The sequence below is a fragment of the Sporosarcina sp. CAU 1771 genome (assembly GCF_054482775.1).
In genome coordinates this window covers 91,106-117,224 of record NZ_JBTLRN010000005.1, presented here as the reverse complement: position 1 = coordinate 117,224, position 26,119 = coordinate 91,106, and the positions used below count along the sequence as shown (strand labels likewise).

At 39.5% G+C, this 26,119-nt stretch carries 23 protein-coding genes; 2 read left to right on the top strand and 21 right to left on the bottom strand.

All coding sequences use genetic code 11. The features are described from left to right. Positions 1 to 97: 97 nt before the first annotated feature. The 6 genes from rnz to mce form a co-directional block, all read right to left on the bottom strand. Positions 98 to 1,039: a ribonuclease Z gene (rnz, locus tag ACXYMX_RS06550; protein ID WP_459043440.1), complete on the bottom strand. Its 942-nt coding sequence runs from the start codon at positions 1,037 to 1,039 to the stop codon at positions 98 to 100. Between the two features lie 14 nt (positions 1,040 to 1,053). Next, a complete protein-coding gene (locus tag ACXYMX_RS06545; protein ID WP_459043439.1) occupies positions 1,054 to 2,238 on the bottom strand; it encodes a DNA polymerase IV in 1,185 nt (394 codons plus the stop codon). 71 nt (positions 2,239 to 2,309) lie between these two features. Then, positions 2,310 to 2,786, bottom strand: coding sequence for a chemotaxis protein CheW (locus tag ACXYMX_RS06540; protein ID WP_459043438.1), 477 nt, complete (start codon positions 2,784 to 2,786; stop codon positions 2,310 to 2,312). Next, positions 2,783 to 3,922 carry a M20/M25/M40 family metallo-hydrolase gene (locus ACXYMX_RS06535; protein ID WP_459043437.1) on the bottom strand — a complete coding sequence of 380 codons (1,140 nt, stop codon included), beginning with the start codon at positions 3,920 to 3,922 and terminating at the stop codon, positions 2,783 to 2,785. The genes ACXYMX_RS06540 and ACXYMX_RS06535 overlap by 4 nt, the downstream gene beginning before the upstream one ends. Before the next feature lie 13 nt (positions 3,923 to 3,935). Next, positions 3,936 to 5,483, bottom strand: a complete 1,548-nt coding sequence (locus ACXYMX_RS06530) for an acyl-CoA carboxylase subunit beta (RefSeq protein ID WP_459043436.1) — start codon at positions 5,481 to 5,483, stop codon at positions 3,936 to 3,938. 3 nt (positions 5,484 to 5,486) lie between these two features. Continuing rightward, positions 5,487 to 5,897, bottom strand: a complete 411-nt coding sequence (mce, locus tag ACXYMX_RS06525; protein ID WP_459043435.1) for a methylmalonyl-CoA epimerase — start codon at positions 5,895 to 5,897, stop codon at positions 5,487 to 5,489. A gap of 112 nt (positions 5,898 to 6,009) precedes the next feature. On the opposite strand from mce, the gene prli42 reads away from it, so the two are divergent. Beyond that, the gene (gene prli42, locus ACXYMX_RS06520) at positions 6,010 to 6,111 is read left to right on the top strand and encodes a stressosome-associated protein Prli42 (RefSeq protein ID WP_459043434.1); all 102 of its coding nucleotides are present in this window, start codon (positions 6,010 to 6,012) and stop codon (positions 6,109 to 6,111) included. 47 nt (positions 6,112 to 6,158) lie between these two features. Here prli42 and ACXYMX_RS06515 read toward each other — a convergent pair whose 3' ends face one another. From ACXYMX_RS06515 to ACXYMX_RS06460, 12 genes are all read right to left on the bottom strand, one after another. Further along, on the bottom strand, positions 6,159 to 6,599 hold the full coding sequence (locus tag ACXYMX_RS06515; protein ID WP_459043433.1) for a BrxA/BrxB family bacilliredoxin: 441 nt from the start codon (positions 6,597 to 6,599) through the stop codon (positions 6,159 to 6,161). Between the two features lie 89 nt (positions 6,600 to 6,688). After that, a complete protein-coding gene (gene meaB / locus ACXYMX_RS06510; RefSeq protein WP_459043432.1) occupies positions 6,689 to 7,783 on the bottom strand; it encodes a methylmalonyl Co-A mutase-associated GTPase MeaB in 1,095 nt (364 codons plus the stop codon). Continuing rightward, a complete protein-coding gene (gene scpA / locus ACXYMX_RS06505; protein WP_459043431.1) occupies positions 7,783 to 9,942 on the bottom strand; it encodes a methylmalonyl-CoA mutase in 2,160 nt (719 codons plus the stop codon). Before scpA ends, meaB begins: the two co-directional genes overlap by 1 nt. Then, positions 9,939 to 11,648, bottom strand: a complete 1,710-nt coding sequence (locus ACXYMX_RS06500) for a methylmalonyl-CoA mutase family protein (protein WP_459043430.1) — start codon at positions 11,646 to 11,648, stop codon at positions 9,939 to 9,941. The genes scpA and ACXYMX_RS06500 overlap by 4 nt, the downstream gene beginning before the upstream one ends. 118 nt (positions 11,649 to 11,766) lie before the next feature. Next, positions 11,767 to 13,074, bottom strand: coding sequence for a dihydrolipoamide acetyltransferase family protein (locus tag ACXYMX_RS06495; RefSeq protein ID WP_459043429.1), 1,308 nt, complete (start codon positions 13,072 to 13,074; stop codon positions 11,767 to 11,769). Between the two features lie 52 nt (positions 13,075 to 13,126). Continuing rightward, positions 13,127 to 14,110, bottom strand: coding sequence for an alpha-ketoacid dehydrogenase subunit beta (locus ACXYMX_RS06490; protein ID WP_459043428.1), 984 nt, complete (start codon positions 14,108 to 14,110; stop codon positions 13,127 to 13,129). Next, positions 14,110 to 15,117, bottom strand: coding sequence for a thiamine pyrophosphate-dependent dehydrogenase E1 component subunit alpha (locus tag ACXYMX_RS06485; protein WP_459043427.1), 1,008 nt, complete (start codon positions 15,115 to 15,117; stop codon positions 14,110 to 14,112). The genes ACXYMX_RS06490 and ACXYMX_RS06485 overlap by 1 nt, the downstream gene beginning before the upstream one ends. A gap of 29 nt (positions 15,118 to 15,146) precedes the next feature. Further along, positions 15,147 to 16,574 (bottom strand): dihydrolipoyl dehydrogenase, encoded by a 1,428-nt coding sequence (gene lpdA, locus ACXYMX_RS06480; protein ID WP_459043426.1) that lies wholly within the window; start codon positions 16,572 to 16,574, stop codon positions 15,147 to 15,149. A gap of 26 nt (positions 16,575 to 16,600) precedes the next feature. After that, positions 16,601 to 17,683, bottom strand: coding sequence for a butyrate kinase (buk, locus tag ACXYMX_RS06475; protein ID WP_459043425.1), 1,083 nt, complete (start codon positions 17,681 to 17,683; stop codon positions 16,601 to 16,603). A 107-nt stretch (positions 17,684 to 17,790) separates the two neighbouring features. Continuing rightward, on the bottom strand, positions 17,791 to 18,879 hold the full coding sequence (locus tag ACXYMX_RS06470) for a Leu/Phe/Val dehydrogenase (protein WP_459043424.1): 1,089 nt from the start codon (positions 18,877 to 18,879) through the stop codon (positions 17,791 to 17,793). Between the two features lie 29 nt (positions 18,880 to 18,908). Then, on the bottom strand, positions 18,909 to 19,814 hold the full coding sequence (yqiS, locus tag ACXYMX_RS06465) for a phosphate butyryltransferase (RefSeq protein WP_459043423.1): 906 nt from the start codon (positions 19,812 to 19,814) through the stop codon (positions 18,909 to 18,911). A 17-nt stretch (positions 19,815 to 19,831) separates the two neighbouring features. Then, positions 19,832 to 21,877 carry a sigma 54-interacting transcriptional regulator gene (locus ACXYMX_RS06460; protein ID WP_459043422.1) on the bottom strand — a complete coding sequence of 682 codons (2,046 nt, stop codon included), beginning with the start codon at positions 21,875 to 21,877 and terminating at the stop codon, positions 19,832 to 19,834. A 178-nt stretch (positions 21,878 to 22,055) separates the two neighbouring features. Between ACXYMX_RS06460 and ACXYMX_RS06455 the strand changes: the two genes are divergently transcribed. Beyond that, positions 22,056 to 22,328 carry a DUF2627 domain-containing protein gene (locus ACXYMX_RS06455; RefSeq protein WP_459043421.1) on the top strand — a complete coding sequence of 91 codons (273 nt, stop codon included), beginning with the start codon at positions 22,056 to 22,058 and terminating at the stop codon, positions 22,326 to 22,328. A gap of 43 nt (positions 22,329 to 22,371) precedes the next feature. On the opposite strand, the gene ACXYMX_RS06450 is transcribed toward ACXYMX_RS06455, so the two are convergent. The 3 genes from ACXYMX_RS06450 to ACXYMX_RS06440 form a co-directional block, all read right to left on the bottom strand. Further along, positions 22,372 to 23,952: a DUF342 domain-containing protein gene (locus tag ACXYMX_RS06450; RefSeq protein ID WP_459043420.1), complete on the bottom strand. Its 1,581-nt coding sequence runs from the start codon at positions 23,950 to 23,952 to the stop codon at positions 22,372 to 22,374. Between the two features lie 150 nt (positions 23,953 to 24,102). Further along, the gene (gene spo0A, locus ACXYMX_RS06445) at positions 24,103 to 24,894 is read right to left on the bottom strand and encodes a sporulation transcription factor Spo0A (protein ID WP_459043419.1); all 792 of its coding nucleotides are present in this window, start codon (positions 24,892 to 24,894) and stop codon (positions 24,103 to 24,105) included. Positions 24,895 to 25,115: 221 nt separating this feature from the next. Further along, complete coding sequence (locus ACXYMX_RS06440; protein ID WP_459043418.1) at positions 25,116 to 26,084, bottom strand: SpoIVB peptidase S55 domain-containing protein; 969 nt, start codon at positions 26,082 to 26,084, stop codon at positions 25,116 to 25,118. Positions 26,085 to 26,119: the final 35 nt, after the last annotated feature.

The following is a 26,119-nucleotide window of genomic DNA, read 5'->3' as shown; positions in this document are numbered from 1 at the left end:
ATTGTTACTTAACTAATTATATTATGACGATTATTCACTAATAAACCGGTATTCTCTCAAATTAGAAATGCCGGTTTTACTAGTTAAGAAGTTAAATTTATCGTTTGTGCACCAATTTCCCTTCTACCCACTCAAAACAGGAAAAGTCTTCAGCTATATAAACCGACGAAAATAGTTCTTCTCCTTGCGCTTTTAACCTTACCAAGTCGCTCGGCATAAAACGAGCGCTTATATGGTTAGCAATAAGTACGTTCACGTTAGCCTCTTTAGCAGTTAATGCCGCATCAGAAATAGTCGAATGCCCAAATTCTTTAGCAAGATCCCCTGTTTCAGCATCAAAAGTTGCTTCATGCACTAAAATATTTGCATCCTTTGCAAGTTCTACTGCATTGGTACAATATCTAGTATCACCAAGAATTGTTACCGTGAATCCTTCCTGTGGTGGCCCCGTAACATCCGAACTTTTGACAAGTTGTCCATCGCTTATTTGTACATCTTCACCGTCTTTTAATTTTTTTAATAACGGTCCCTTTGGAACTCCTAGCGCCACTGCACGATCAATAAGTAATTTACCCTGTAATGGTTTTTGCTCAACCCGGAAGCCTAAACACGGAATAACATGCTTTAATTCTTTTGCAAACACGCAGAAGTTCTCATTTTCAAAGACAACGCCTTCACCGATTTCATGAATCTTAAGTTCATAGTTTAAATGTGTTTTTGTAATCCGGAGTGTAGTCAAAAGCCACTCCTCAATTCCTTGGGGACCATAAATATCGAGCCGATCATTTCCTCCTAGAAATGAACGCGAACCGATTAAGCCCGGTAATCCAAAAATATGATCTCCATGTAAATGTGTTATAAAAACCTTTCCGATTTTACGGGGCTTTAGCGAGGTATGTAAAATTTGATGTTGAGTCGCTTCCCCACAGTCAAATAACCATAACCCTTCTCCTTCAGCCGAAAGGTTTAGCACAACGGCCGATGTATTTCGTGATTTTGAAGGCATACCTGCACCCGTACCTAAAAACTCTAGTTCCATAGTAGTTCTTCCTTTCAGTCGCTCCCTTTTTTTATCGATCCTGGACCAAATTTGTCTTCAAGCTCTTCAACAAGTTTACTTATTTTTTCATTCTTTGCATGTTCTTCAAATGTATAAATGGATAATTGTTCATGTAATTCAGTTAGAGGCAATGTATTCGCTATTGTTATTCCGAGTAGACGGACGGGTTCCCGGTCCCAATGTCTAGTGAATAAATCCGCAGCTTCTTTATATATTCCCTCTTCTTTATACAATGGATTCAATAATGTCCGACTTCTAGTATGGTTCTTCCAATCAGCGGTTCGAATTTGAATCATAACAACAGTTCCTGCAAGCTGCTCCCGATTCAAGCGGTGTGCCACATTTTTTGCAAGTAAGCTAAAAGTAGCTAGGCATGCATCTAAATCTGTTTCATCAATTGCTAATGTTGTTGAACTACCTACACTTTTTCTGTCCTCTGCTGCCTCTGGATCGACGGGGCGATTATCAATCCCATTTGCACGCCTTTGTAATCGAGTCCCATTTTTCCCGAGTGAAGAATGTATAATCGATTTCTCAGCACTTGCAAGTTCACCAATTGTATGAATACCAAGTGAATGCAGTTTCTTCTCTGTACTTTTCCCTATTCCATGCATCTCTATAACTGGCAGTGGCCAAAGTACTTGTTCAATTTCACGTTTCCTTAATATTGTAATGCCTAACGGTTTTTTCATATCTGATGCGGTTTTCGCTAGAAATTTATTAGGAGCTATACCAATAGAACATGGTAAATCAAGTTCCTTCAAAATTCGTTGTTGGATATTGGAAGCTATTGTTAGCGCATTCGTTAAACCGCCAATTGCAGTAATGTCAATATACGCTTCATCAATGGATACAGGTTCAACCAATTCAGTATACGTACGCAGTAGATTAAAGATTGCAGTAGAGGCTGTTCTATACTTTTCAAAATCGGGTGGGACTATGACGAGCTCAGGACATAGTCGCCTTGCTTCACCGACCGTCATTGTAGTATAGACCCCAAACTTTCTTGCTTCATAGGAACACGTTACTAAGATTCCTCTGCGCGTTTTAGGATTTCCTGCTACCGCTAGCGGAAGTCCTTTCAATGTGGGGTCATGTGCCTGTTCAACAGAAGCGAAAAAACTATTCATATCTAGATGAAGAATAACTCTTGCACGTGTTTTTTCGACAATTGTCAACTTACACTCCCCCCTCAAGTTAATAATGCAAAAACCGGACAATAGTTCATGCCCGGTTTGCGCTCAAGCAATTATGCTTCTTCAGCTATTTTTGTTTGTACATATTCCCCTATTTCATCCATACCTGCAAGTGTTTTGGATAATATAGTAGGATCAACAACTGTAATCATTCGATTTTCGAGATTCGCAACCGTTGTAAAATAAGGTGTTTTTGAATAAGCCAACAATCCAGAAGATGTCATCGAACTCTCTGGAATATCCAAGATTTCTTTCGCGTCAAGAACGAGAAGCCCGATAATTAAACTTTCTGTTTGAATGACAACGACACGCGCTTCTTCCTCATTTACAGCCGTTCTACCGTATAAAATTTGTTCGAAATCTAATATTGGAACAAGTTGTCCGCGAGTTTTCATGAGTCCAAGCATATAAGCGGGCATGCGTGGTATGAGATTCACATGCTCTAAATTTTCAATCGATACAACAGTGTCAATGGGTAATGCATACTCTTCATTTCCACATTGAATTATAACTGCTTTCAAAATACTCATGAATGAATCTCCTTTGCATTTACAACCGTAACTTGGACAATTTCTAACAGCAATTCTGCAAGTTTATTTAATTCTTCAACAGGCATTCTTTCATTTTTCGTATGAATCTCTTCATAACCTACTGATAATGTCACCGTCGGAATTCCTGCTCCATTAAAAATGTTCCCGTCACTTCCTCCACCGCTGGATAACAATTCCGGCAATCGGTCTATATTTCGAATTGCTTTCATCGCGGTTTGTACGACTTGATCTTGTTCTCCAAAATGAAAACCAGGGTACATCATGTTCACTTCTGTTTCAGCCTTGCCACCCATTTTAGTAGCGGTCTTTTCAAAGGTTTCTACCATATGTTCGATTTGTTTAGTTAGTTTTTCAGGTTGAATTGAACGCGCTTCTGCGACAATAGTCACTTCATCACAGACGATATTCGTGGCCTTGCCACCTTGAAAACTACCAATATTTGCGGTTGTTTCAAAATCGATACGACCAAGCGTCATTGCTGCAATGGATTTTGCAGCAATAGTAATTGCCGATACTCCCTTTTCAGGTGCGACTCCAGCATGTGCAGTTTTCCCGTGAATAGTTGTCCATAGTTTTGCCTGATATGGCGCTGAAGTAACAATTCCCCCAACTTTACCATCGCTGTCGATTGCATAGCCATATTTAGCTTTAAGTAAGGATATATCCATTTCTTTAGCTCCAACTAGACCGCTTTCTTCACCAGCTGTAATGATAAATTGGATATCTCCATGAGGTAAATTATTCTCTTTAATCGTTCGAATCATTTCAAATAAAGCCGCTATCCCTGCTTTGTCATCAGCACCTAGGATCGTCGTTCCATCTGAATAGATATACCCGTCATCACGGAGTTCTGGTTTTATGCCTTTTCCTGGTACAACGGTATCCATATGGCATGTAAAATAAATGGGGTACGCATCTTTCACTGACCCTTTCATAGATGCAATTAAGTTCCCAGCACCATGTCCGGTTCGTTTAGCAGAATCATCTTCTATGACATCAAATCCGAAATCTCTCATTTTTTCAGCTAAAACATCTGCAATTGTTCGTTCATCTTTCGTTTCTGAATCAATTTGGATAAGTTCCAAAAACTCAGTCAATAGTCTTTCTTCATTCAAAACTTACAGCCCCTTACAATGGTATATTGCCATGTTTTTTCTTCGGTCGAGACTCTTTCTTGTTACGCATCATATCTAACGCTTGTAATAACTTAATTCTTGTTTCACGTGGGTCAATAACGTCATCTACCATACCGTGTGAAGCAGCAACATATGGATTAGAGAACTTCTCTCTGTATTCTTCAATTTTAGCTGCACGCGTATCATCGGGATTCTCACTGTTTGCAATTTCACGAGCAAAAATAATATTCGCTGCACCTTCTGCACCCATAACTGCAATTTCAGCATTAGGCCAAGCATAGACTACATCAGCACCGATTGATTTTGAATTCAGTGCCACGTATGCTCCACCAAACGCTTTACGTAGAATGACCGTCATTTTAGGAACTGTAGCTTCTGAGTAGGCATATAAAATTTTGGCACCGTGACGAATAATTCCACCATGTTCCTGTTTAATACCCGGGAAAAATCCAGTTACATCTTCGAATGTGATAAGAGGAATATTAAAGGCATCACAGAAGCGAATAAACCGAGCGATTTTATCTGAAGAATCGATGTCCAGTCCGCCTGCCATAAATTTAGGTTGGTTACATATAAGTCCAACAGTTTCACCTTTCATCCGAGCAAGTCCAACTACAGCATTTTTTGCAAATTCAGACTGAACTTCCATAAATGAATCTACATCTACGACTTGTTCTATTACTTTTTTCACATCATAAGGTCGGATTGTTTCGTAGGGAACTATATCAGCCAAATCCTTACGGTAATCGTCATTTTCATCGTAGTCTTGAATAGGTGCTTTTTCTTCGTTATTTTGTGGCAAATAGGCTAGTAATTTTCTTACATCAGCTAGTACGGTTTGTTCGTCTTTTCCACGGAAGTGCGCATTTCCACTAATCGAGTTATGTACTTTGGAACCACCAAGACCTTCGGAAGAAATCTTTTCACCTGTTACTATTTCAATAACTTTAGGTCCAGTAATAAACATTTGGCTAGTTTCATCTGTCATAAAAACGAAATCTGTAATTGCAGGTGAATAAACAGCACCGCCAGCACATGGGCCAAGTATTACCGAAATTTGTGGAATTACTCCTGAGTAGATTGCATTTCGGTAAAAGATTTCTCCGTAGCCATCAAGTGAAACAACGCCTTCTTGAATCCGCGCTCCACCTGAATCGTTTAAACCAATGAAAGGCGCACCATTTTTTGCAGCAAGATCCATAACATTGGCAATTTTCATTGCGTGCATTTCACCCAGTGCTCCACCGAAAACAGTGAAATCTTGAGAGAATAAATAAATTGGGCGGCCATGAATTTTTCCGTATCCGGTAACGACACCATCACCAGGGCCTTCGAGTTGGTCCATCCCAAAATCTCGCGTTCGGTGTGAAACGAACGGATTCAATTCAACAAATGTATCCGGATCGAGTAAAAGGTCAATACGTTCTCTTGCCGTCAACTTTCCTTTTTCATGTTGTTTGGCAATTCGTTCATCGCCGCCACCCAGCTCAATTTTTCTTTTTCTATCATACAAATCATTTATTTTATCATAGATATCCATAATTTATTCCCCCTTGTCCTTTTTTTCACATAGCTCATAAAGTACACCATAAGATGATTTAGGGTGTAAGAAAGCAACCTCAGCTCCCCCAGCTCCCGGTTTCGGTTCATCTTGTAACAAACGAACACCTTTTTCTTCTAATTCCTTCATTCGCGCGCGAATGTTGGTAACTCCAAAAGCGATATGATGAACCCCTTCTCCACGCTTCTCGATAAAATTAAAAATAGGACCTTCATTATTTATTGGTTCTAACAATTCAATCTTAATGTTTCCTGCATCAATAAAGGCAACTCGTACTTTTTGACTTTGAACTTCCTCAATTGCAAGTAGTTTCAAGCCAAGTGTATTTTGGTAGTAATCTAGTGATTCTTTGATAGTTTTTACAGCAATCCCAATATGATCTACATTCTCCATTTACATCACCCCTACCTTCTATTGTACATTCTTGAGAACAAAACTGCTACATCTTGTAATAATCAAAATTTCTGTTAAAATAGAAGATACAATGATTAAGGAGTTTTGATCAATGAGCAATCGAAAAACACAGAAGATAATTGTCTACGTTATGGTTGGCGCAATGTTAATTTCTGGTCTCGGTATGGGCTTAACAATGTTTGCTGGTATGTAAAAAACTGTCTGTATCCGCCGAATGGCGAATACAGACAGTTTTTTTAATTATACTTCTTTACAATGATCCTCAAACTGGCTTTGCAAGTTTTGAATTACAGACATCGGGTCATGACCTTCAATTTCATAACGACCAATTTCAGAAACTAATTTTCCGTCTTTAAGTAGTGCAAAAGAAGGCGATGATGGTAAATGGTCATCTCCAAAAAGCATACGTGCTTGTGCAGTTGCTTCCTTGTCTTGACCAGCAAATACTGTCACTAAATGATCAGGACGCTTATCGTAATGTACCGAATGCTTCGCTGCAGGACGTGCAATTCCTCCAGCACAACCACACACAGAATTGATCATAACAAGAGTTGTTCCAGAACGCTTAAATGCATCCTCTACTTGTTCAGGTGTCGTTAATTGCTCATAGCCACTCTCATCCATATCTGTGCGTGCTTGTTTAATTGTATCATTCATTAACATATTAAAATCCATTGCCATTCGTAAAAACCCCTTTCTATATTTACATCTATATCATAGCAGTAGCACGTTTAAGATGCAAAGGACGTGCAACTTTAGAACAGCACTATTTAGGATTCGGGTTGCTCTTCCTTAAATAGTCGATCGACCGCTCCCGAAACAGTTAAGTTACCAGTTATTATTGCTTCCTCTAGCTGAACTACTTCATTCTTTTTCCCTTGTATTCCAAAGAAGTTGTCAATCAGTCGGTCGTTTATCATTGAATGAAACCAGTCTTTTGTTTGTGACTGTCTTCGCATTTCCCAATTAGTACTTTCCTCCATTACACCTTTGAACGTCATAACTGTTTCCCATACGTCATCGAGCCCTGTTTTAGCTAATGAGGAGACGGGTTGGGCAGTTGTGGTCCATCCTGGTGAAGCAGGTTGTAAGAAATGCAGCAACTGACGGTATTCACGAACCGTTTTTTTTGCCAATCTTAAATTATCACCATCCGCTTTATGAACAACGATACCGTCAGCTAATTCCATTATTCCTTTTTTCATACCTTGCAATTCGTCCCCAGCGCCCGTTAATACGAGCAACATAAAGAAGTCTACCATTCCACGAACAACTGTTTCACTTTGCCCGACGCCAACCGTTTCAATTAAAATTACGTCGTAACCCGCAGCTTCGCAAAGCAACATTGTTTCACGAGATTTCTTATGAACGCCTCCGAGAGTTCCGGCTGTAGGGGATGGACGAATAAATGCGTTTGGATGACGTGCGAGCTCTTCCATACGAGTTTTATCTCCCAAAATGCTACCGCCTGTAAGTGTTGAACTAGGATCGATTGCCAATACCGCAACTTTATATCCCGCATTGCAGAGCATCAATCCAAACTCTTCAATAAATGTACTTTTACCGGCACCTGGCACACCCGTAATCCCAATTCGAATGCTTTTCCCAGTATGAGGAAGTAAATTTAACAACAATTTCTGTCCGGCATTTTTGTCCTCGGAAGTCGTACTTTCAAGTAAAGTAATTCCTTTAGCCAAATGCAATCTTGATTTTTCTAGAATCATTTGTGTCCATTCATCGATTGGTACGCTACGATCTTTTTTCTTAAAACGTTTCCTTGGTGTCGCAGAAAGCCCATCATGAGAAGAAGCAATACCATTCATAACATGCAGTGCGCTATTGTTTGGTATGTTTTTTTTGTTCATTACCCAGTCACTTCCTCGTAACCAAGCCTACGATAGATTTCTTCAATCACTTTTTGTGCAGCCACAGGAATTACGGTTCCGGGTCCGAAAATTGCAGCGGCCCCGTTTTCTCTCAGGTATGCATAATCTTGTGCCGGTATTACACCGCCAACTACGATTAAGATATCTTCTCTTCCTATTTTCTTCAGTTCGCCAAGCAATTCCGGTACAAGTGTTTTATGTCCAGCCGCTAATGAACTAACTCCAATAACATGCACATCATTTTCAGCTGCTTGCAAAGCGGTTTCTTCTGGCGTTTGGAAAAGTGGTCCAATATCGACGTCAAAGCCTAAGTCAGCAAAAGAAGACGCAATTACTTTAGCACCACGATCATGTCCATCTTGTCCCATTTTAGCAATTAGGATTCTTGGACGTCGCCCTTCATTTTCTAAAAAGTCATCGGACATCGTTTTCACTTCATCAATTTCCTCTTTATTCGAGAAGTTCGAACTATACACGCCGCTCACTGATTGAATCACCGCCTTATGTCTTCCCGAAACACTTTCAATCGCATCAGAGATTTCGCCAATTGTAGCACGTGCCCTAGCAGCATCCACAGCACAAGTCAGTAGGTTTCCTTCTCCAGTTTGTGCAGTTTCCGTTAGTACTTTCAATGTTCGCTCGACTTCAATCTGATCTCGAGTTGATTTCATTTCATTGATTCGATCGATTTGTTTTTGGCGAACAGCTGTATTATCAATATCTAAAATATCAATAGGCTCTTCAACGTCTAAACGGTATTTATTCACTCCAATAATCGACTCAGACTTTGAATCAATTTGCGCTTGGCGTTTTGCAGCAGCTTCTTCAATTTTCATTTTAGGTAAGCCTGTTTCAATTGCTTTAGCCATACCTCCAAGATCTTCTATTTCCTCGATTAGTTCCCATGCTTTCTCCATTAATTCATCCGTTAGTTTTTCAACGTAATAGGAACCTCCCCATGGATCAGCAACTTTTGTCATCATTGTTTCTTCTTGGAGAAACAATTGCGTGTTTCGTGCAATTCGAGCGGAAAAATCAGTTGGTAAAGCAATTGCTTCATCCAGTGCATTTGTATGCAGTGACTGAGTATGCCCCATTGCAGCTGCGTTAGCTTCAACCAACGTCCTTGTAACATTATTAAACGGGTCTTGTTCAGTTAGACTCCATCCCGATGTTTGTGAATGTGTACGTAAAGCTAACGACTTTGAATTTTTAGGATCAAAAGATTGCATCATTTGTGCCCACATCTTACGTGCTGCACGCATTTTCGCAATTTCCATAAAGTAATTCATGCCAATTGCCCAGAAGAATGATAATCTTGGAGCAAACGAATCAATATCGATACCGGCTTTTAAACCAGTACGCACATACTCAAGCCCATCAGCTAGGGTGTAAGCAAGCTCTATATCTGCTGTTGCTCCAGCTTCTTGCATGTGATAACCCGAAATGGATATCGAGTTAAACTTAGGCATAAATTTAGATGTGTATTCAAAAATATCAGCAATAATTTTCATCGACATAGCTGGCGGGAAAATATATGTATTTCGCACCATATACTCTTTCAAAATATCATTTTGAATCGTTCCTGCTAGTTTGTCGGGTGAAACACCTTGTTCTTCAGCTGCAACAATATAAAATGCCAAAATAGGTAAAACTGCGCCATTCATCGTCATAGAGACTGACATTTGGTCCAGTGGAATTTCGTCAAAAAGGATTTTCATATCCTCAATTGAATCAATTGCTACTCCCGCTTTACCAACATCACCTGTAACCCGTGGATGGTCAGAGTCATACCCACGGTGAGTCGCCAAGTCAAATGCAACTGACAGTCCTTTTTGCCCCATCGCCAAATTTCGTCGATAAAACGCGTTACTTTCTTCTGCTGTTGAAAACCCGGCATATTGACGTACAGTCCAGGGCCTAGATACATACATCGTCGGATAAGGACCGCGCGTATTTGGTGCTATTCCAGGGTAATCGTTTAAATGATTTACGTCCGTTAGATCCTTTTCTTCGTATACCTTTTTCAGACTTATGCCTTCATTTGTCAAGAAAGGAGTGCCCGTCGGAGCTGCTGTTTCTTCGCTTACAGTTGGAGTCGATAAAAAATCTACTTCGCTAAATACTGGCTTTTTCATTTCTTTACAACCCCTTTCAACGCATTTCCGATTTCTGCAAGTTTCTGTACTTTATCTTGACCGCTATAGATAAATCCAGACAGTCCAGCAGCACGCCATTTATTTGAATCTTCCTCGCTATAGAGTCCAGCTACATCAACCAGAATATCTTTCGGAAGGCCATCTAATAACTCGTCCATTACGTTTTTCGTAACTTTAGGTGAAGCACAAACAACGACATATTCTGGCTTTTCAGTTGCTAACCATTGAACTACTTGCTCTGCATTTTCAAAGACCGGGCTCCATTCGACTCGAATTCCACCTGTTGATAAAAATCCACTTACAAAATCTGTTCGAGGTTTAAAGTCTTTGAGATCACCTATAGGTACTAAGTAAATTTTTGGTTGAGCTTCTTTATTACTCATTCTTAAAATTTCAAAAGGCTCCGCTAAGCGCTCTGCGACTTGAAAACTCGAAGATTCAGGTAAGGCTTCAGCTGAAAGATCTGCGTAGACATTGGTCCCAATAAGCGAACTCTTTCCTTTTGCAATATCTTGTTTTCGGATTAGCTTTCGTTGTTCCAGTAATTCAGCTAACTTTCCACTTTCTACATAGGTACTGTAACCACCGAAGGATTCGATAGTTAAGAATAATTTCCACGCTTTGTCTGCAAGTTCGAGAGTAAGATTTTCGATGAAGTAAGAACCACCAGATGGATCTAATACCTTATCGGCATGAGTCTCTTCTTTAATAACTAATTGCACGTTTCGCGCCAGTCGGATAGAAGTTGGCGTTACACCTGTTAAGACATCATGTGGGTGTACCGTAACAGCATCAGCACCACCAAGCACAGCTGAGAAAACTTCATTTCCAGCTCGAAGTAGATTTACATAAGGGTCTAGCTTTGAATATGAACGAAGTGATGTCGCCACCAAAATCGGTACATGACTCACACTCTCTTCTCCAAAAGCAGAACTAAATTCATTCCAAAGGACTCTAAATGCCCGAATCTTAGCCATTTCCATAAAGAAATGTGTATCTACTGCAAAACGTACAGAAAAGTCTTTTGCAAATGTAGTAAAGTCCTTATAATCCGTTGTTGACTCTGCCGCTTGTGCAAGTGCAATTGCCAGTTCGGTTACTCCATCTGCACCCTCATGATGGATGGACCACGTGTCCACCCCAATCGTACGTAAATTAAAGAATCCTTCTGGTTTCAACCACCCAGGTGAAAAAACTGACCCTTGGACTTTCATACGTATTTCAAGGGGAATCAAATCAAAAACCTTCAAAAAAGCATCGTTTTTGTCCGTGTTAAAAATAATAACTGGATACTTTGTAATTAGTTCCGCTATTTTATTAATGGAATCGTCACACCATTGAATTGAATTGGTTCCATCAAAAACAACGGCTTCATTTCCTCGCTCAATTGATGTTATTAATCCTGTAATGAAATCGTTTCCATTTGTCGCATATTGTTGTTGTGCAACAATCCATCCAGATTCATCCGTAGAAGCCCGAATAGAAGAAGTAATATGCGCAAGTGTTTCATCTGCATGATTCAAAAGATCTTTCTCGGTATATAAAGGCTTTAAATCAACGCCTTCAATTGTCTTTGTAATAAGTGCATCGAAAGGTTTTCCTTTTAATGATTGAGTCGCAACTTCATGCCATTCATCATAATTAATAGTTGCAAATGTAGTTGACTTCATTTTATGTATTGTCATAATATCATTTCAATCCCCCTCGAAATATTCAAACTATTTCTAGTTTACACGACTTCCCATTTATTTAAAAGTAAAAAAACCCAGAACCAAACGAAATGGTTCCAGGAAATTAATATAGTTAATAGATAGAAGTATTTTCTGGAGAAATATTTTCAAGTATTTCCTTAACGCGTGCAAGGAAACGCCCACAAACAAGCCCATCTAATACCCGGTGATCTAATGACAAACATAGGTTCACCATATCGCGAGCTGCAATCATTCCACCGTCCATAATTACTGGACGTTTAACAATGGATTCAACTTGGAGAATCGCCGCTTGAGGGTAATTAATAATGCCCATCGACTGAACCGAACCAAATGAACCCGTATTGTTTACAGTGAACGTTCCACCTTGCATTTCGTCAGATTTTAATTTTCCTGTACGAACTTTTCCTGCAAGCTTTTGAATTTCACGTCCAATGCCTTTTACTGTTTTTTCATCTGCAGCGTTAATCACAGGTACATAAAGTGCATCTTCCGTAGCTACTGCTATCGAAATGTTGATATCTTTTTTCTGAATGATTTTATCGCCTGCCCACATTGAATTAATCATCGGGAATTCTTTTAGAGCTTGAGCAATTGCTTTCACAAAAAATGCGAAGTAAGTCAAGTTGAATCCTTCTTTTTGTTTGAAATCATTTTTTAAAGAATCGCGATAGCTTACAAGGTTCGTTACATCAACTTCGATCATTGTCCATGCATGTGGCGCTTCGTGTTTCGAACGCAACATGTTGTTCGCAATCGCTCGACGAATACCAGTGACTGGAATTTCGATATCACCAACCATAACAGGAATATCTGGTTGTGCTGGTGCGCTTGCTGATGCTGGAGCGGCAGCATTAATCGATTGAACCTCTGCTTTTTCAACAGGCAAATCTTGTGCTTTAGGAATATCTCCACTTTCAATAATTGCTTGTAAATCTTTTCGTGTAATACGTCCTTCACGCCCAGAACCTGCTACCAGCGTTAAGTCGATATCATTTTCTTGAGCAAGACGAAGGACCGCAGGAGAATAACGGGATGCTGCTGCACCTTTTTCTCCTTGAATTGGCTGTACGGATTGTTTAACCTTTTTTTCAGGTTGAACGTTCGCTTCTTCAGGTTGACTTTCAGTTGGTTCTTCTTCTTTTTGAGGTGAAGCTGCGCCATCTGTTTCAATTACACAAATAATCGCGCCAACTTCTAAAGTTTCACCTTCTTTAGCAATAAGTTCTTTTATCGTTCCTGTAAAAGATGACGGAACTTCTGCTGTCACCTTATCTGTATTCACTTCTGCAAGGGAATCATACTTTTCAACGGTATCACCAACTTGCACGAGCCATTTCTCGATTGTTCCTTCTGTAACACTTTCACCAAGTTGCGGCATTGTAATATTTTCAGTTGCCAATATACTTACCTCCATCTCGAAATTCGGTCACCGATTCCAGTTTTTTGTACACTTAGAATTCAGCTAGTTCACGTGCTGCTTTTTCGACTTTATCTGGGTTCATCATAAAATAGCGTTCCATTGATGGTGCGTAAGGCATTGCTGGAACATCAGGTCCTGCAAGCCGCTTGATAGGAGCATCTAAATCAAATAAGCAATTTTCCGCGATAATTGCGGCAACTTCTCCCATGATGCTACCTTCCATATTGTCTTCAGTAACGAGAAGCACTTTACCTGTCTTGGATGCTGCTTCAATTATCGATTCTTTATCGAGTGGATAGACAGTGCGTAAATCTAGAATATGAGTAGATATTCCGTCCTCTTCAAGTCGTTCTGCAGCTTGCAAAGCAAAGTGGACGCATAAACCATATGTGATTATTGTAATGTCGTCTCCTTCGCGCTTAACATCTGCTACCCCTATTGGAAGAACGTAATCATCTTCTGGCACTTGCCCTTTAATTAGACGATAGGCACGTTTATGCTCGAAGAATAATACAGGATCTTTATCGCGAATCGCCGCTTTTAAGAGTCCTTTCGCATCGTAAGGAGTAGACGGAATAACTATCTTCAATCCAGGCGTGCTAGCAAACATTGCTTCAACGGATTGCGAGTGATAAAGTGCACCGTGCACGCCGCCTCCGAATGGAGCACGAATTACTATTGGACAAGACCAATCATTATTCGAACGATATCGAATCTTAGCTGCTTCTGAAACAATCTGATTTACTGCAGGCATAATAAAATCTGCGAATTGCATTTCTGCTATTGGACGTAAACCGTACATTGCAGCTCCGATTCCAACACCGGCAATCGCTGATTCTGCAAGGGGAGCATCGATAACTCGCTCTTCTCCAAATTGGTCATAAAGCCCTTGAGTTGCTTTAAATACGCCACCTTTAAGGCCAACATCTTCCCCTATGATAAAGACGCGTTCATCCCGTTCCATTTCTTCTTTCATGGCTAATGTAATCGCATCAATAAAAGACATAACTGTCATTATTCGTTACCCCCTTGTTCAGCATACACGTGTTTAAGCGCATCTTCTGGAGCTGCATAAGGTGCTTGTTCAGCATAATCTGTAGCTTCATTAATTTCTTTCATAATTCGCGCTTCCAATTCTTCGTGAATTTCATCTGTTAATATGCCGACTTCTTTTAGATATGTGGCAAAAGTAGTATTCGGATCTTTATTTTTTTCGCTTTCTAGTTCTTCTGCAGAGCGATATTGCCTTTGGTCATCATCAGAAGAGTGGGATGTCAATCGGAAACAAACTGTTTCAACCAGACTAGGACCTTCTCCACGACGCGCACGGTCAGCGGCTTCCTTTACCACACGATACACTTCTAGAGGATCAGTGCCATCGACTGTCACTCCTGGCATTCCATAACCAATCGCACGATCAGAGACATGCTCAGCAGCGATTTGCTTCGAGATTGGAACTGAAATTGCGTATTTATTGTTTTCTACCATTATGACGGTAGGCACTTTATGAACACTAGCAAAGTTCATGCCCTCGTGAAAATCTCCTTGGTTAGAAGAACCTTCACCGAGTGTTACAAAAGTAATAAAATCTTTCTTCTCCATTTTAGCAGCTAGTGCCACACCAACTGCATGAGGTAACTGCGTTGTAACTGGAGATGAACCTGTTAGTATTCTGTTTTTTCTTTGTCCAAAGTGACCCGGCATCTGGCGTCCACCTGAATTTGGATCTTCTGCTTTTGCAAAAGCAGACAACATGAGTTCTTTTGTCGTCATTCCAAAATGTAGAACAACTGCCATATCACGATAATAAGGTGCAATCCAGTCTTTATCTTTGTCTAAAGCAAAAGCAGCTCCGGCTTGTGCAGCTTCTTGCCCTTGACAAGAAATTACGAACGGGATTTTCCCAGCACGGTTTAGTAACCACATACGCTCGTCGATTCGACGTGCTCGTACCATCGTTTCAAATATGTCTAAAACATCTTTATCCGTCAAACCAAGTTCTTTATGACGATTCTTTGTCAACGTAAATTCCCCCTTAAACAATTCGTTTTTCACATATGAATGGCCTTACCGTCTACGGCAAGTGATGCTTCTCCCATCACTTCTGATAACGAAGGATGTGGATGGATCGTGCTTGCAACTTCCCAAGGAGTTGCGTCGAGTACCATTGCGAGGCCAGCCTCTGAAATTAAGTCTGTAACATGTGCGCCAATCATGTGCACTCCTAAAATATCATCCGTTTTCTTATCAGCAATGATTTTAACGAAACCATCTGAATTCCCATTAACAAGCGCTTTTCCAATTGCCATAAATGGAAACTTTCCAATTTTGACATCATAGCCTTGTTCCTTGGCCTGTTTTTCAGTTATTCCTACACTGGATGCCTCAGGGCTTGAATAAATACAACGTGAAATCTTTGTATAATCAATTGGCTCATTCTTCAAACCAGCGATATGTTCAACAGCTGCAATTCCTTCATGAGATGCAACATGAGCTAGCTGAAGCCCACCTATCACATCACCGATTGCGTATATATGACTTTCTTTCGTTTGGAAAGTAGATTTCGTTTGAATGTAACCACCATCAACAACAATTTCAGTATTGTTTAAGCCTATGTTCTCGATATTCGCTTGACGACCAACAGATACGAGCATTTTTTCAGCTGTAAATTGTTTGGTTTCTCCGTCTATTTCAGCAGAAATCGTAACGGAGTCATTTTCTTTCATGAGTGTTTCCGGTAATACTTTAGCAGATGTCGCAAACGTAATTCCCTTTTTGGTAAGTAACTTTTTCATCTCTTTTGAAATATCCACGTCTTCTGTTGGAATGATGTAATCTGCATATTCAAGTACAGTAACGTCTACGCCAAAGTCATTCAACATCGATGCCCATTCAATTCCTATGACACCACCACCAACAATAAGAATCGATTTCGGAAGCGCTTCCATGCCGAGTGCTCCATCAGAAGACATGACATTGACCTCATCGATTTCTAATCCAGGTAATGTACGTGGTCGAGAACCTGTTGCGATAACTAAATGCTTAAGTATTAGCATTTCGTTTTCTTCGCCATTATTCATCTCAACTGAAATTGTGCCTGGCATTGGAGAAAAAATAGATGGTCCGAGCATTCTACCTAAACCTTCGAAAACATCGATTTTCCCTTTTTTCATTAGCGCTGTTACACCTTGATGAAGTTGTTTAACAATTTTCTCTTTGCGTTCTTGCACTTTGCTAAAATCAAGGACTACTTCTTTCGTGTTTACTCCATAATCTGCTGCATGATTTTTAGCTACATCGTAAACTTCAGCACTTTTTAATAGGGCTTTACTCGGAATACAACCTTTATGAAGACATGTACCTCCTAGTTGCTCCTTTTCCACAAGTGCAGTTTTTAAACCTAACTGAGCTGCTCGGATAGCTGCAACATAACCACCTGTTCCGCCACCTAATATAACCACATCATATTCTCGTCCCACTTAAATAACCTCCTCTAAACTATACGTTATGACGGATAGTTTTTTGCTTCCTCTTCACCAGATAACACACGTAAAGCACCTTCAGCAAGAGCTTGCAATTCATCTTCTCCTGGATAAACAACCACATCTGAAATCCAATCAATTCGTGAAGATATCTGCTCGATAAATTCTTTGCCGTACGCGAGTCCACCAGTTAAGATAATGGCATCCACTCGACCTTTGAGAGCAGCGGCGGCACTACCTATTTCTTTTGCGACTTGATAGGCCATAGCTTCATAGACAAGTTTTGCCTTTTCATCTCCTGAAGAGATCTTTTTCTCTACGACTACTGCATCATTCGTTCCTAGATAGCCAACTAGTCCACCCTTACCTACAAGTAGCCTCATTATTTCGCTTCTGAAATACTCACCAGAAAAACAAAGCTCAATGAGGTCTCCCGTCGGTACAGTTCCTGCTCTTTCCGGACTAAATGGACCATCTCCGTGGAGTCCATTATTTACATCGATTACTTTTCCAGCCTCATGTGCACCTACAGTAATTCCCCCACCCATATGGGTTACAATGAGCCGAAGTTCTTCATACTTTTTATCAATTTGACGGGCGTATCTTCTCGCGACCGCTTTTTGGTTCAGTGCATGAAATATCGATTTCCGTTCGATTAGCGCTGTTCCAGAAATACGGGCAACTGGAGCGAGTTCATCAACTACAACCGGATCCACTATATATGCAGGGATATTCAAGCCGACTGCAATTTCATTTGCAAGTATTCCACCTAGATTCGATGCATGTTGACCGGAATAGCCAATCATTAAATCATCAATCATCTGGCTATTAACTGCGTACGTTCCACCTGCAATCGGACGGAGTAAGCCTCCCCGTCCACAAATTGCATTTAATTTAGAAATGCTAATTCCTTCAATTTCAAGAGCTTCTAGAATTGCTTTTTTTCTAAATTCATACTGATCAATTATAGATGGAAATTGTGCAATTTCATCAGATGAATGACGAATCGTATGCTCCATAAGAAGGCGTTCGTCTTCAAATACACCTATTTTCGTTGATGTCGAGCCTGGGTTTATAACTAGTACACGATAAAAGTCTTCAATCACATGAATCACTCCTTTTGACTCAAACGATGGAATCATCGAATGAAGACAAACATAAATCCAATTCTTTTAGCTTCCGCATTTAAATTGTTGAATATCTATAGATACAATTAACGTCCTGTTAGAATGCTTTTTTCATTTTGTAAAAATTGGCTACGAGTTTTAGCAACTCTCGCAATACGTTCTTCAGCTAAACGGTCAGCTGCTACGTATGTTGGAATGTTGTCGCGTTTTGAAATGGCAAAAATTTGTTCAATCGTACCGTAAATACCACCAACACGTTTCATAGCTCTATCCTGATTATAGCCTTGCAGTTCATCAGCCACATTTATCACGCCGCCCGAATTGATAACATAATCTGGTGCGTAAACAATTCCCATTTCATGGATTTTATCTCCGTGAATTGTTTCTTTTAGTTGGTTATTTGCAGATCCAGCAATTACTTTTGCCTTCAGCTGTGGAATTGTTACATCATTTATCACCGCTCCAAGTGCACATGGAGCAAAGATATCTACATCTTGTGAATAGATATCGTTAATGTCTACAGCTTTTGCATCAAACGCTTCAACTGCGCGCTTTACGGCATCTTTATTTATATCCGTTACTACCAACTTTGCACCTTCATCATGTAAATGTTTACATAGTGTGAATGCTACGTTTCCTACACCTTGAACAGCAACGGTTCTACCTTCAAGTGAATCTGTACCAAATGCTTCTTTCGCAGCCGCCTTCATACCTTGATAAATTCCGTAAGCTGTTACTGGTGATGGGTTACCCGCAGCACCTGTAGAAGTACCTGCTACAAAATCTGTTTCAAGATGAATAAGATCCATATCTTCTTCCGTTGTTCCTACATCTTCAGCAGTAATATATCGGCCATTTAGACCTTGAATAAAGCGACCGAAAGCACGGAACATTTCAGGGTTTTTATCCGTTCGTGGATCACCTATAATTACAGTTTTTCCTCCGCCAAGATTCAAGCCTGCAGCAGCATTTTTGTAAGTCATTCCTCTAGCTAAGCGAAGTGCATCTTCAATAGCTTCGCTTTCGTTTGCATATGTCCACATGCGCGTGCCACCAAGTGCTGGCCCTAGCGTTGTGTCGTGAATAGCAATAATTGCTTTAAGTCCTGATGTCTTATCTTGACAAAACACCAATTGTTCGTAGTCGTACGTTTCCATATAATCAAAAATCTCCATGTAAAATCTTCCTCCTTGAGTATGTAAATTTATTTGGATGAAACAATTGCAAGTGCTAAAGAATATAATTTGCTTTCTGCACTGTCTGCTCGAGATGTTAGAACGATTGGCGCCTTTGCGCCTTGAATTATAGCTCCAACTTTTGCATTCGCAAAGTACATAAGCGATTTATAGAGAATATTTCCAGCTTCGATTGACGGTACAACTAGAATGTCCGCTTGACCCGCGGTTTCACCTGTTAACCCTTTTTGTTCGGCTGCTTTTTTAGATATTGCATTATCGAGTGCAAGTGGCCCATCTATAATGCAACCTGAAATTTGACCCCTTTTATTCATTACAACAAGCGCGGCTGCGTCTGTTGTAGGTGTCATTGCAGGATTTACAGTTTCGATAGCTGCAAGGGGCGCAACAATTGGTTCTTCTACACCACATGCGTGTGCAGTCGCAACTGCATTGCGAATTATTTGGGCTTTGGCCATAAGATCCGGAGCGATGTTCATAGCTGCATCCGTAACAAATAACAATCGATTATATCCTGATACTTCAAACGCAGCGACATGAGAAAGGATTTTATCTGTTCGCAAACCGTATTCTTTGTTCAACACGGCTTTTAAAATAAGTGGCGTTGATATATTCCCTTTCATTAGAACATGAGCAAGGCCACTTGAAACTGCTTGTACTGCTTGAGTGGCTGCATCCATCTGGTTGTTCGTAGGATGAATACTCACTTTATCATTTTGGGCTAGTTCCGGAAATTCCTGATCAATTAACTTTTGCAACGTAAGAGCATCATCAAACAACATAAATGAAGCGAGTCCATGTGATACCGCATTACGAACAGCTTCAAGAACGTTTATGTCTGCTGCAGATGCAATGGCAACCACAGACCCTTTAAATGATAGCGCTTTCGAAACAAGTGCGTCGAGAGTCGTCATTTAGATTTCGCTCCTTATCAAATAAGTTGGAATTTCTCTAATTTGTAATAAAGGGACCGCAGTGAAATTCCCAATCGAGTCGCAGTAAGTGATTTATTCCCATCATTTTCACGAAGAGCTGCTTCTAAAATTGTTTTTTCATGGTCATCCATGATTGATGCAAGCGAACTTTCTTTCGGAAGTATCGATTCTTTCGCTATTGTATCCGGCGATGATATAGACTTCGTCACATCTTCTAATTTTAGAGTTGTAGCACTAGGATCCATGTAAATCAATGCCCGACTCAAAACACTTTCTAATTCCCGAACATTACCTGGCCATTTATACTGTTGCAACCAAGTGGCTGCTTCAGGCGTAACTTCTTCTATATTCATTCCAAGTTCTTGATTCAATTTCACCAATAGATGCTCCACAATAATTGGAATATCTTCTCTTCTTGAACGAAGCGGCGGTATTTGAATTGAGATACGGTTAAGCGCATAGTACAGTTCCTCGTTAAACAAACCTTCTTGCATAGATTTTTCTAGGTTTTTGGATGTTGCATTTACTACGCGTACAGATAATGAAATGGGTTGATTGTTCCCTTCTCTGTAAATTACACCTTCTTGAAAATAGAGAAGTAATTTATTCTGAATTGATATTGGTAAATCTGTAATTTCATCAAGAAAGAGTGTCCCATTATTTGCTTCTTCAAGAAGTCCTCGTTTTAATAGATAATTTCCATTTTCAATTTCTCCTTGTTCTTGTCCAAATAATTCGATGTCTATCGTTAGGGGATCAATCGTTGCACAATTAACGCGAATGAATTTACTAAACTTTCGTTCGCTTCCGCTATGAATAGCGTGTGCAAATAATTCCTTTCCAGTTCCAGACTCTCCTCGCAATAATACCGGTATAGAAGAATTCGATGCGATTTTTGCTTGTTCAACGGAGATACCAATTTCTGATGAATCACCAATTACATCATCAAATGTAAATGTCGATTCCAACTTTCTAATAATCGTTCTTGCGCGATCAAGCTCCTTCATTAAGCTTCTCATTTCGGTCATATCGTGGAGTACACCGACGCTTCCTTTAACCTGATGATCCACTATAATAGGAGCAACATTGACAATCACTTCTCGATTCTTTTCACCTACACGCATATTTACACCACGAATAGGTTTTCTTGACTCCAGAACTTTCATATGAATACTTTCACCTTCTGAAATGTCTGAAGTAGCTGGCTTACCAATTACTTCATCTTCTGAAAGTCCAGTAATCCTTGAATATGCTGGATTAACAAGGATTCCATTCCCTTTTTCATCAACCACTGAAATTGCATCATCACTTGAATGAATAATTGCTTCTAGCATCGTTTTAACTTGTTTCAAGTCAGTAATCTCTTCTGCTAACGCAACAACTTCGGTAATGTCTTTGAATACGGCAAATGCACCAACTTTTTCATCTTGATCATTAAATAGCGGATACCTTGAAGTTACGATTTTTAACCCATTCGCTAAAACAAGTTCTTGATTTAATTCAGACCTACCGGAATTTAGAACTCTAGGAAGTTTCGTTAAAGGAATCACCTTAGAAATCGGCTGACCCACTGCTTCTTTTATTGAAACTCCAGTCATTTTCGAAGCACTTTCGTTAAAAAAGTCAACTTTACCACGTTCGTTTATTCCAATCATACCTTCTTCAAGCGAATCAAAAACCATTCTTTGCTTGTACATCTCCTGGCGAGTCCGTTTTATATGTGCATCGTTTTTTTGAAGTAGTTGGACTAAAAGATTCGCAACTGTTCCTGGAATTAGAACGGTGTGTGTCGGCCTTACCGCTAATAACTCAGTAAACACAGAATCATCACCAGTTAAATCAAAAACAATCTGCAAGTCTTCTGTTAAATATTCTTTCCAACTAGATCCGTGTGCAATCCCAAGACTTTTCGCACGGACAATTCCCGGTGCATCTTCTTTTTTGTCGATAATGGCTTTAACTTTCATAAACTCTAATTTTTGGAGCAAATCCAGAATAATTGTTCCCCCAGTGCCTGCTCCTATAATAAGAACATTTTGCAAGGATATTCAAACTCCCCTTTTACTATATGCAATCTTTTGCATTTACTATTTTATCATACACGATTGCCCTTCACTTGACAATATAACTAGTGAGAGTAAAATTATTTTGTATGGAACTTCATTTAAGTATCTAATAAAATGCTCATATTTTGAGCTAGGCAAATTAGGAGTGAGTAAAGTGGCACGACTTGCAGCATTTATAGTACTGCTAATACCTGGCGTGATTGCAGCCGGAGGTATAAAGATTATGAGAGATTCATTGTTCGGGTTACCAATGTTCTCTTCAGATGAAGTTAATTCTACGGCACCTATTTTACCAATTTGGCTACAATTCCTCATTGGGTTGATTATGTGTATCGCTGGTCTCGCATTCTTTGCAGGTTTCCTTTTAAATAGGGACCGTAAAAATGGTAGAGTTCAACAAAGATTTCGTAGCAAGAAAAAACCGTGATTTTTTTCACGGTTTTTTTTAATTATGTATATTTTCAATGCCTTTACAGTGAGCCATTCTTTTCGACGATCAATTCACCATCTATATTACAAAACTCACCTTTTGCTTCTTCTTGCAGAACCATATTCAATTTACCTACTTGAATAACTGTTCCTGGAAAAGCTTGGCGTGTCACCTTGATTCTTGGGGTTTCTGCATTTTTTATTGTATTTAACATGATTTGTATTTGTTTATCGAGTTGACTTATTACGGAGTTGTTCGTTATAATTGCATCTTTTGACTTATTAAGAGCATTGACTTGTTCATCTGAGTAACTTACAGCAACCGCTTCAAACTTAGCTATTTGTTCCTCAAGTCTCTCAACGACACCATTTCGTCTTTTCAAATCAAGAGCTAATTCTTTAATTTCTATGTAAATCTCTTCCTTGTCCACTCCGGTTACACAAAGAGTCGTCATACGTTCATGATTGTTTCCAACCATTGCACATTCAATCGTGTACAATGCTTCAATTATCCCACCTATAATTTTCCCTTGTTTGTTATCAACATACACATTTTCTGCAATAATGTCGGTTCCAAATAAGTACACCCCTACTTGAACTTCCTTAGCGTAAAGCTTGCAATTATTTGCATGTTTTAAATAAATCTTCTCTTTCGCCTCAATAACTGTCTTTCCGCCTCCAAAAACGCCACCTTTTATATACACATCCCCACCAGAAGATTGAATCATTTTCGCGTTGGTTACCCCTTCATTTCCTTCTATTGAAATATCACCAGTAGCAGTAATCGAAAAATCGTCCAAGACAGTACCATAAACTACTACAGTTCCATCAAATGTTATGGACCCCGTTTTAGGCCCAACATCAGACTCGATGACTAAATGCTTTCCTACACTTACAACGCCATTAATAAACTCAAGAGCTCCGGCGTGGAGTGCACGTAAGACCATTTTGCCGTCTTCACTTTCGCATGTGACCGATTTTCGATTAAATTCTAATTTTGCGTCTAAACCTCTAGTCGATGGAATTACGTTACCGAAAACATCCATCCCATCCATTCCTTCTTGTGGGAGTATCTTTTCACCTAGCCATTCCCCTTGCTCAATTTGGGTAACAAAGTTCATTTCATAATAGTCGGCTGATCCATCCTCTCGTATATGAGGTTTTCGTTCGGGTTGCTCAATATAGGTGATCTTCGCGTCAGCACCACGAATTGGTTTCTTACCTTCCGCAACGATTATTGGTCGTCCCAACACAAATAAGTCTTCTGTTAGCTCTTTTATTCCCAAAGTAACTCCTAGCTCTTTAACTAAGCTTAGAGCAGCTTGCATAATTCCACTTTTTTGTTCAGTAAGTTGTGCATTCGTAACATTTAACAGTAGTTCTACAGTCATCTTATTCGTGGAAATGGTTGCATCAATTAACGGTAACCACGTTCCAATCACATGCCTATCTCCTACTTTAGTAAGTGCTTTCTGTAATACCGGAAAGGAGTTAATTTTCAAACGCGGATATTCGGAAGTGATTTTATCAAATGATTTTAAGAGAAAACCAGTTTTTTTAGTATGCATGACAACATTCATATCTTCTAAAAAAAGATCGAAATACGTATTTTCTATTATCACAAACTATTCACCATTCCTTTTTGTAAATCATCAAAGTATATACTGTTATTATACTATATTAAAAAAGACAAAGTGTTTAACTTACCCACTTTGTCACTTCCATTTAATTACTATGAATTATGAGTTGATTCCATTATACTACCTTTTTCATTAACTCGCCATATGTTCAAGACGAATCTTATCGGCAATCATTGCTATAAACTCACTATTTGTTGGTTTACTCTTTAGATGATGTACGGTATAACCAAACATCTTAGAAATAACCTCATAATTCCCTCTGTTCCAAGCCACTTCTATGGCATGACGTATTGCGCGTTCTACACGAGAAGCAGTTGTATTATATTTCTTAGCGATGTCCGGATAAAGTATTTTAGTTACAGATCCAAGTAAATCAACGTCAGTATAGACCATCTGTATTGCTTCTCTTAAAAATGCATAACCTTTAATATGAGCGGGAACTCCAATTTCTTTAATTATTGCAGTAATCGTCGTATCAAGTACCTTTTGACTTACTTTCATTGACCCGTTTGCTGCAACAACCTCGACGACAGGTAAGTTAGGTTTTTGTGTCCCTGCGATTTGAAAGATTTGATTAGTTAAGCGTTCAAATTCAAACGGTTTTAGCATGAAATAGGATGCACCTAAGTTAGCTGCCTGTGTCATAACATCCTCTTGTCCAAATGCAGTAAGCATAATAATATTTACATCACTGAATTCCGCTTTAACTCTCAATGTTTCAAGCACTGCGATTCCATCTAAATGTGGCATAATAATATCAAGTAAAAGAACATCAGGCTTCTGTTCTTCAAGCATTTCTAGGCAAAGTCTTCCATTATTCGCTGTCCAAATTACTTCGATCTCAGGATGTCTTTCGAAGTACGTCAACATAGTTTTTACTAGCTCTTTGTTGTCATCTGCAATTGCTACTTTTAGTTTATCCAAATTTTGCTCCTCCTTGTTTTGCTACGATGAAATAAATAAGCGACTTCGTAACATGTAGTGCTGTCATATTAATGTTTTTTCGACACAGCATATACTTTCCCTTTATTTTTTATGGAAAATGAACCTTATGTTGGATGGTTTCATCATAATTCGACTTTTTTCGAGAAGTACCTATAATTGTAAACAGAAAAAGAGCCAACCAAATTGGTTGACTCCTTTCTTCATTTTTCGCCCGATCGCATTGTCGAAAGAAAAAGACCAGCGCCTTTTTCTGGTTCGTCGACAAACATATGGGTGACAGCACCTGCAAACTTACCATTTTGGATTACCGGACTTCCGCTCATTCCTTGTAAGATCCCACCCGTTGTTTCGATGAGTTTTGAATCCGTAAGGGTAAAAAGAAATTGATCTTTCTCCACGCTGGTAATTTGGATCGAAAAAACCTCTACTTCAGTACCTTTAACTGTTGTAAAAATTTCCGCCTCACCTACTTTGACATTTGAAGGGTGAATAATCTCAAGCGGTTCAGCTAACACTTTCTTAGAAGTCGTGTTCCAAGATCCATAAATTCCGTAAACACCATTTTTCTTAATACTACCCAGAATTTGTTCTTCTTTCAAAATCGTAGAGATTTTATATCCTGGATTTCCAGGCATACTCTTCCGGATTTGGCCGATTTTTGAAAGGTAAATGGACCCTGTCTTAAATGATGGTGGTGAGTTAAATGAGCTATCGATGATTTGATGGCCCAGTGCACCATACGTCCGACTGTCTGGATCGACATACGTTAACGTTCCCGTCCCTTCGGTCTTATCCTTCAGGAATGGAATGAGACGTTTCAAGGCATCACGACTTGAATGGACTTGAATCTTTTCCTCATTCCTCAAGACGAGCATAGCTACATTTTGCTCTTCAGGTGCTGTAGACAGTGTATCTCCAAAATTTTCAACTTTTAAAATTTTTACGCTGTCAATTTCTCCAATCTGATCACCGGCTTTTAGCCAAAGATCTTTATCGAGCATAACGTCGTTTGTTACAAAGACACCCGATAAGTCCATCTTTATGCCAATAGAATGTCCCATCGGAATTAACGAACCACTATTTCCATATGCTAAAACTGGGTTAAACGGTACAAACAGCAAGACCAAAGAAAGCGATAAAAACAACCTCAACTGTCTACTCCATTCCATACTTCACCTCCTCGTGAAATGATACTATTGGTATG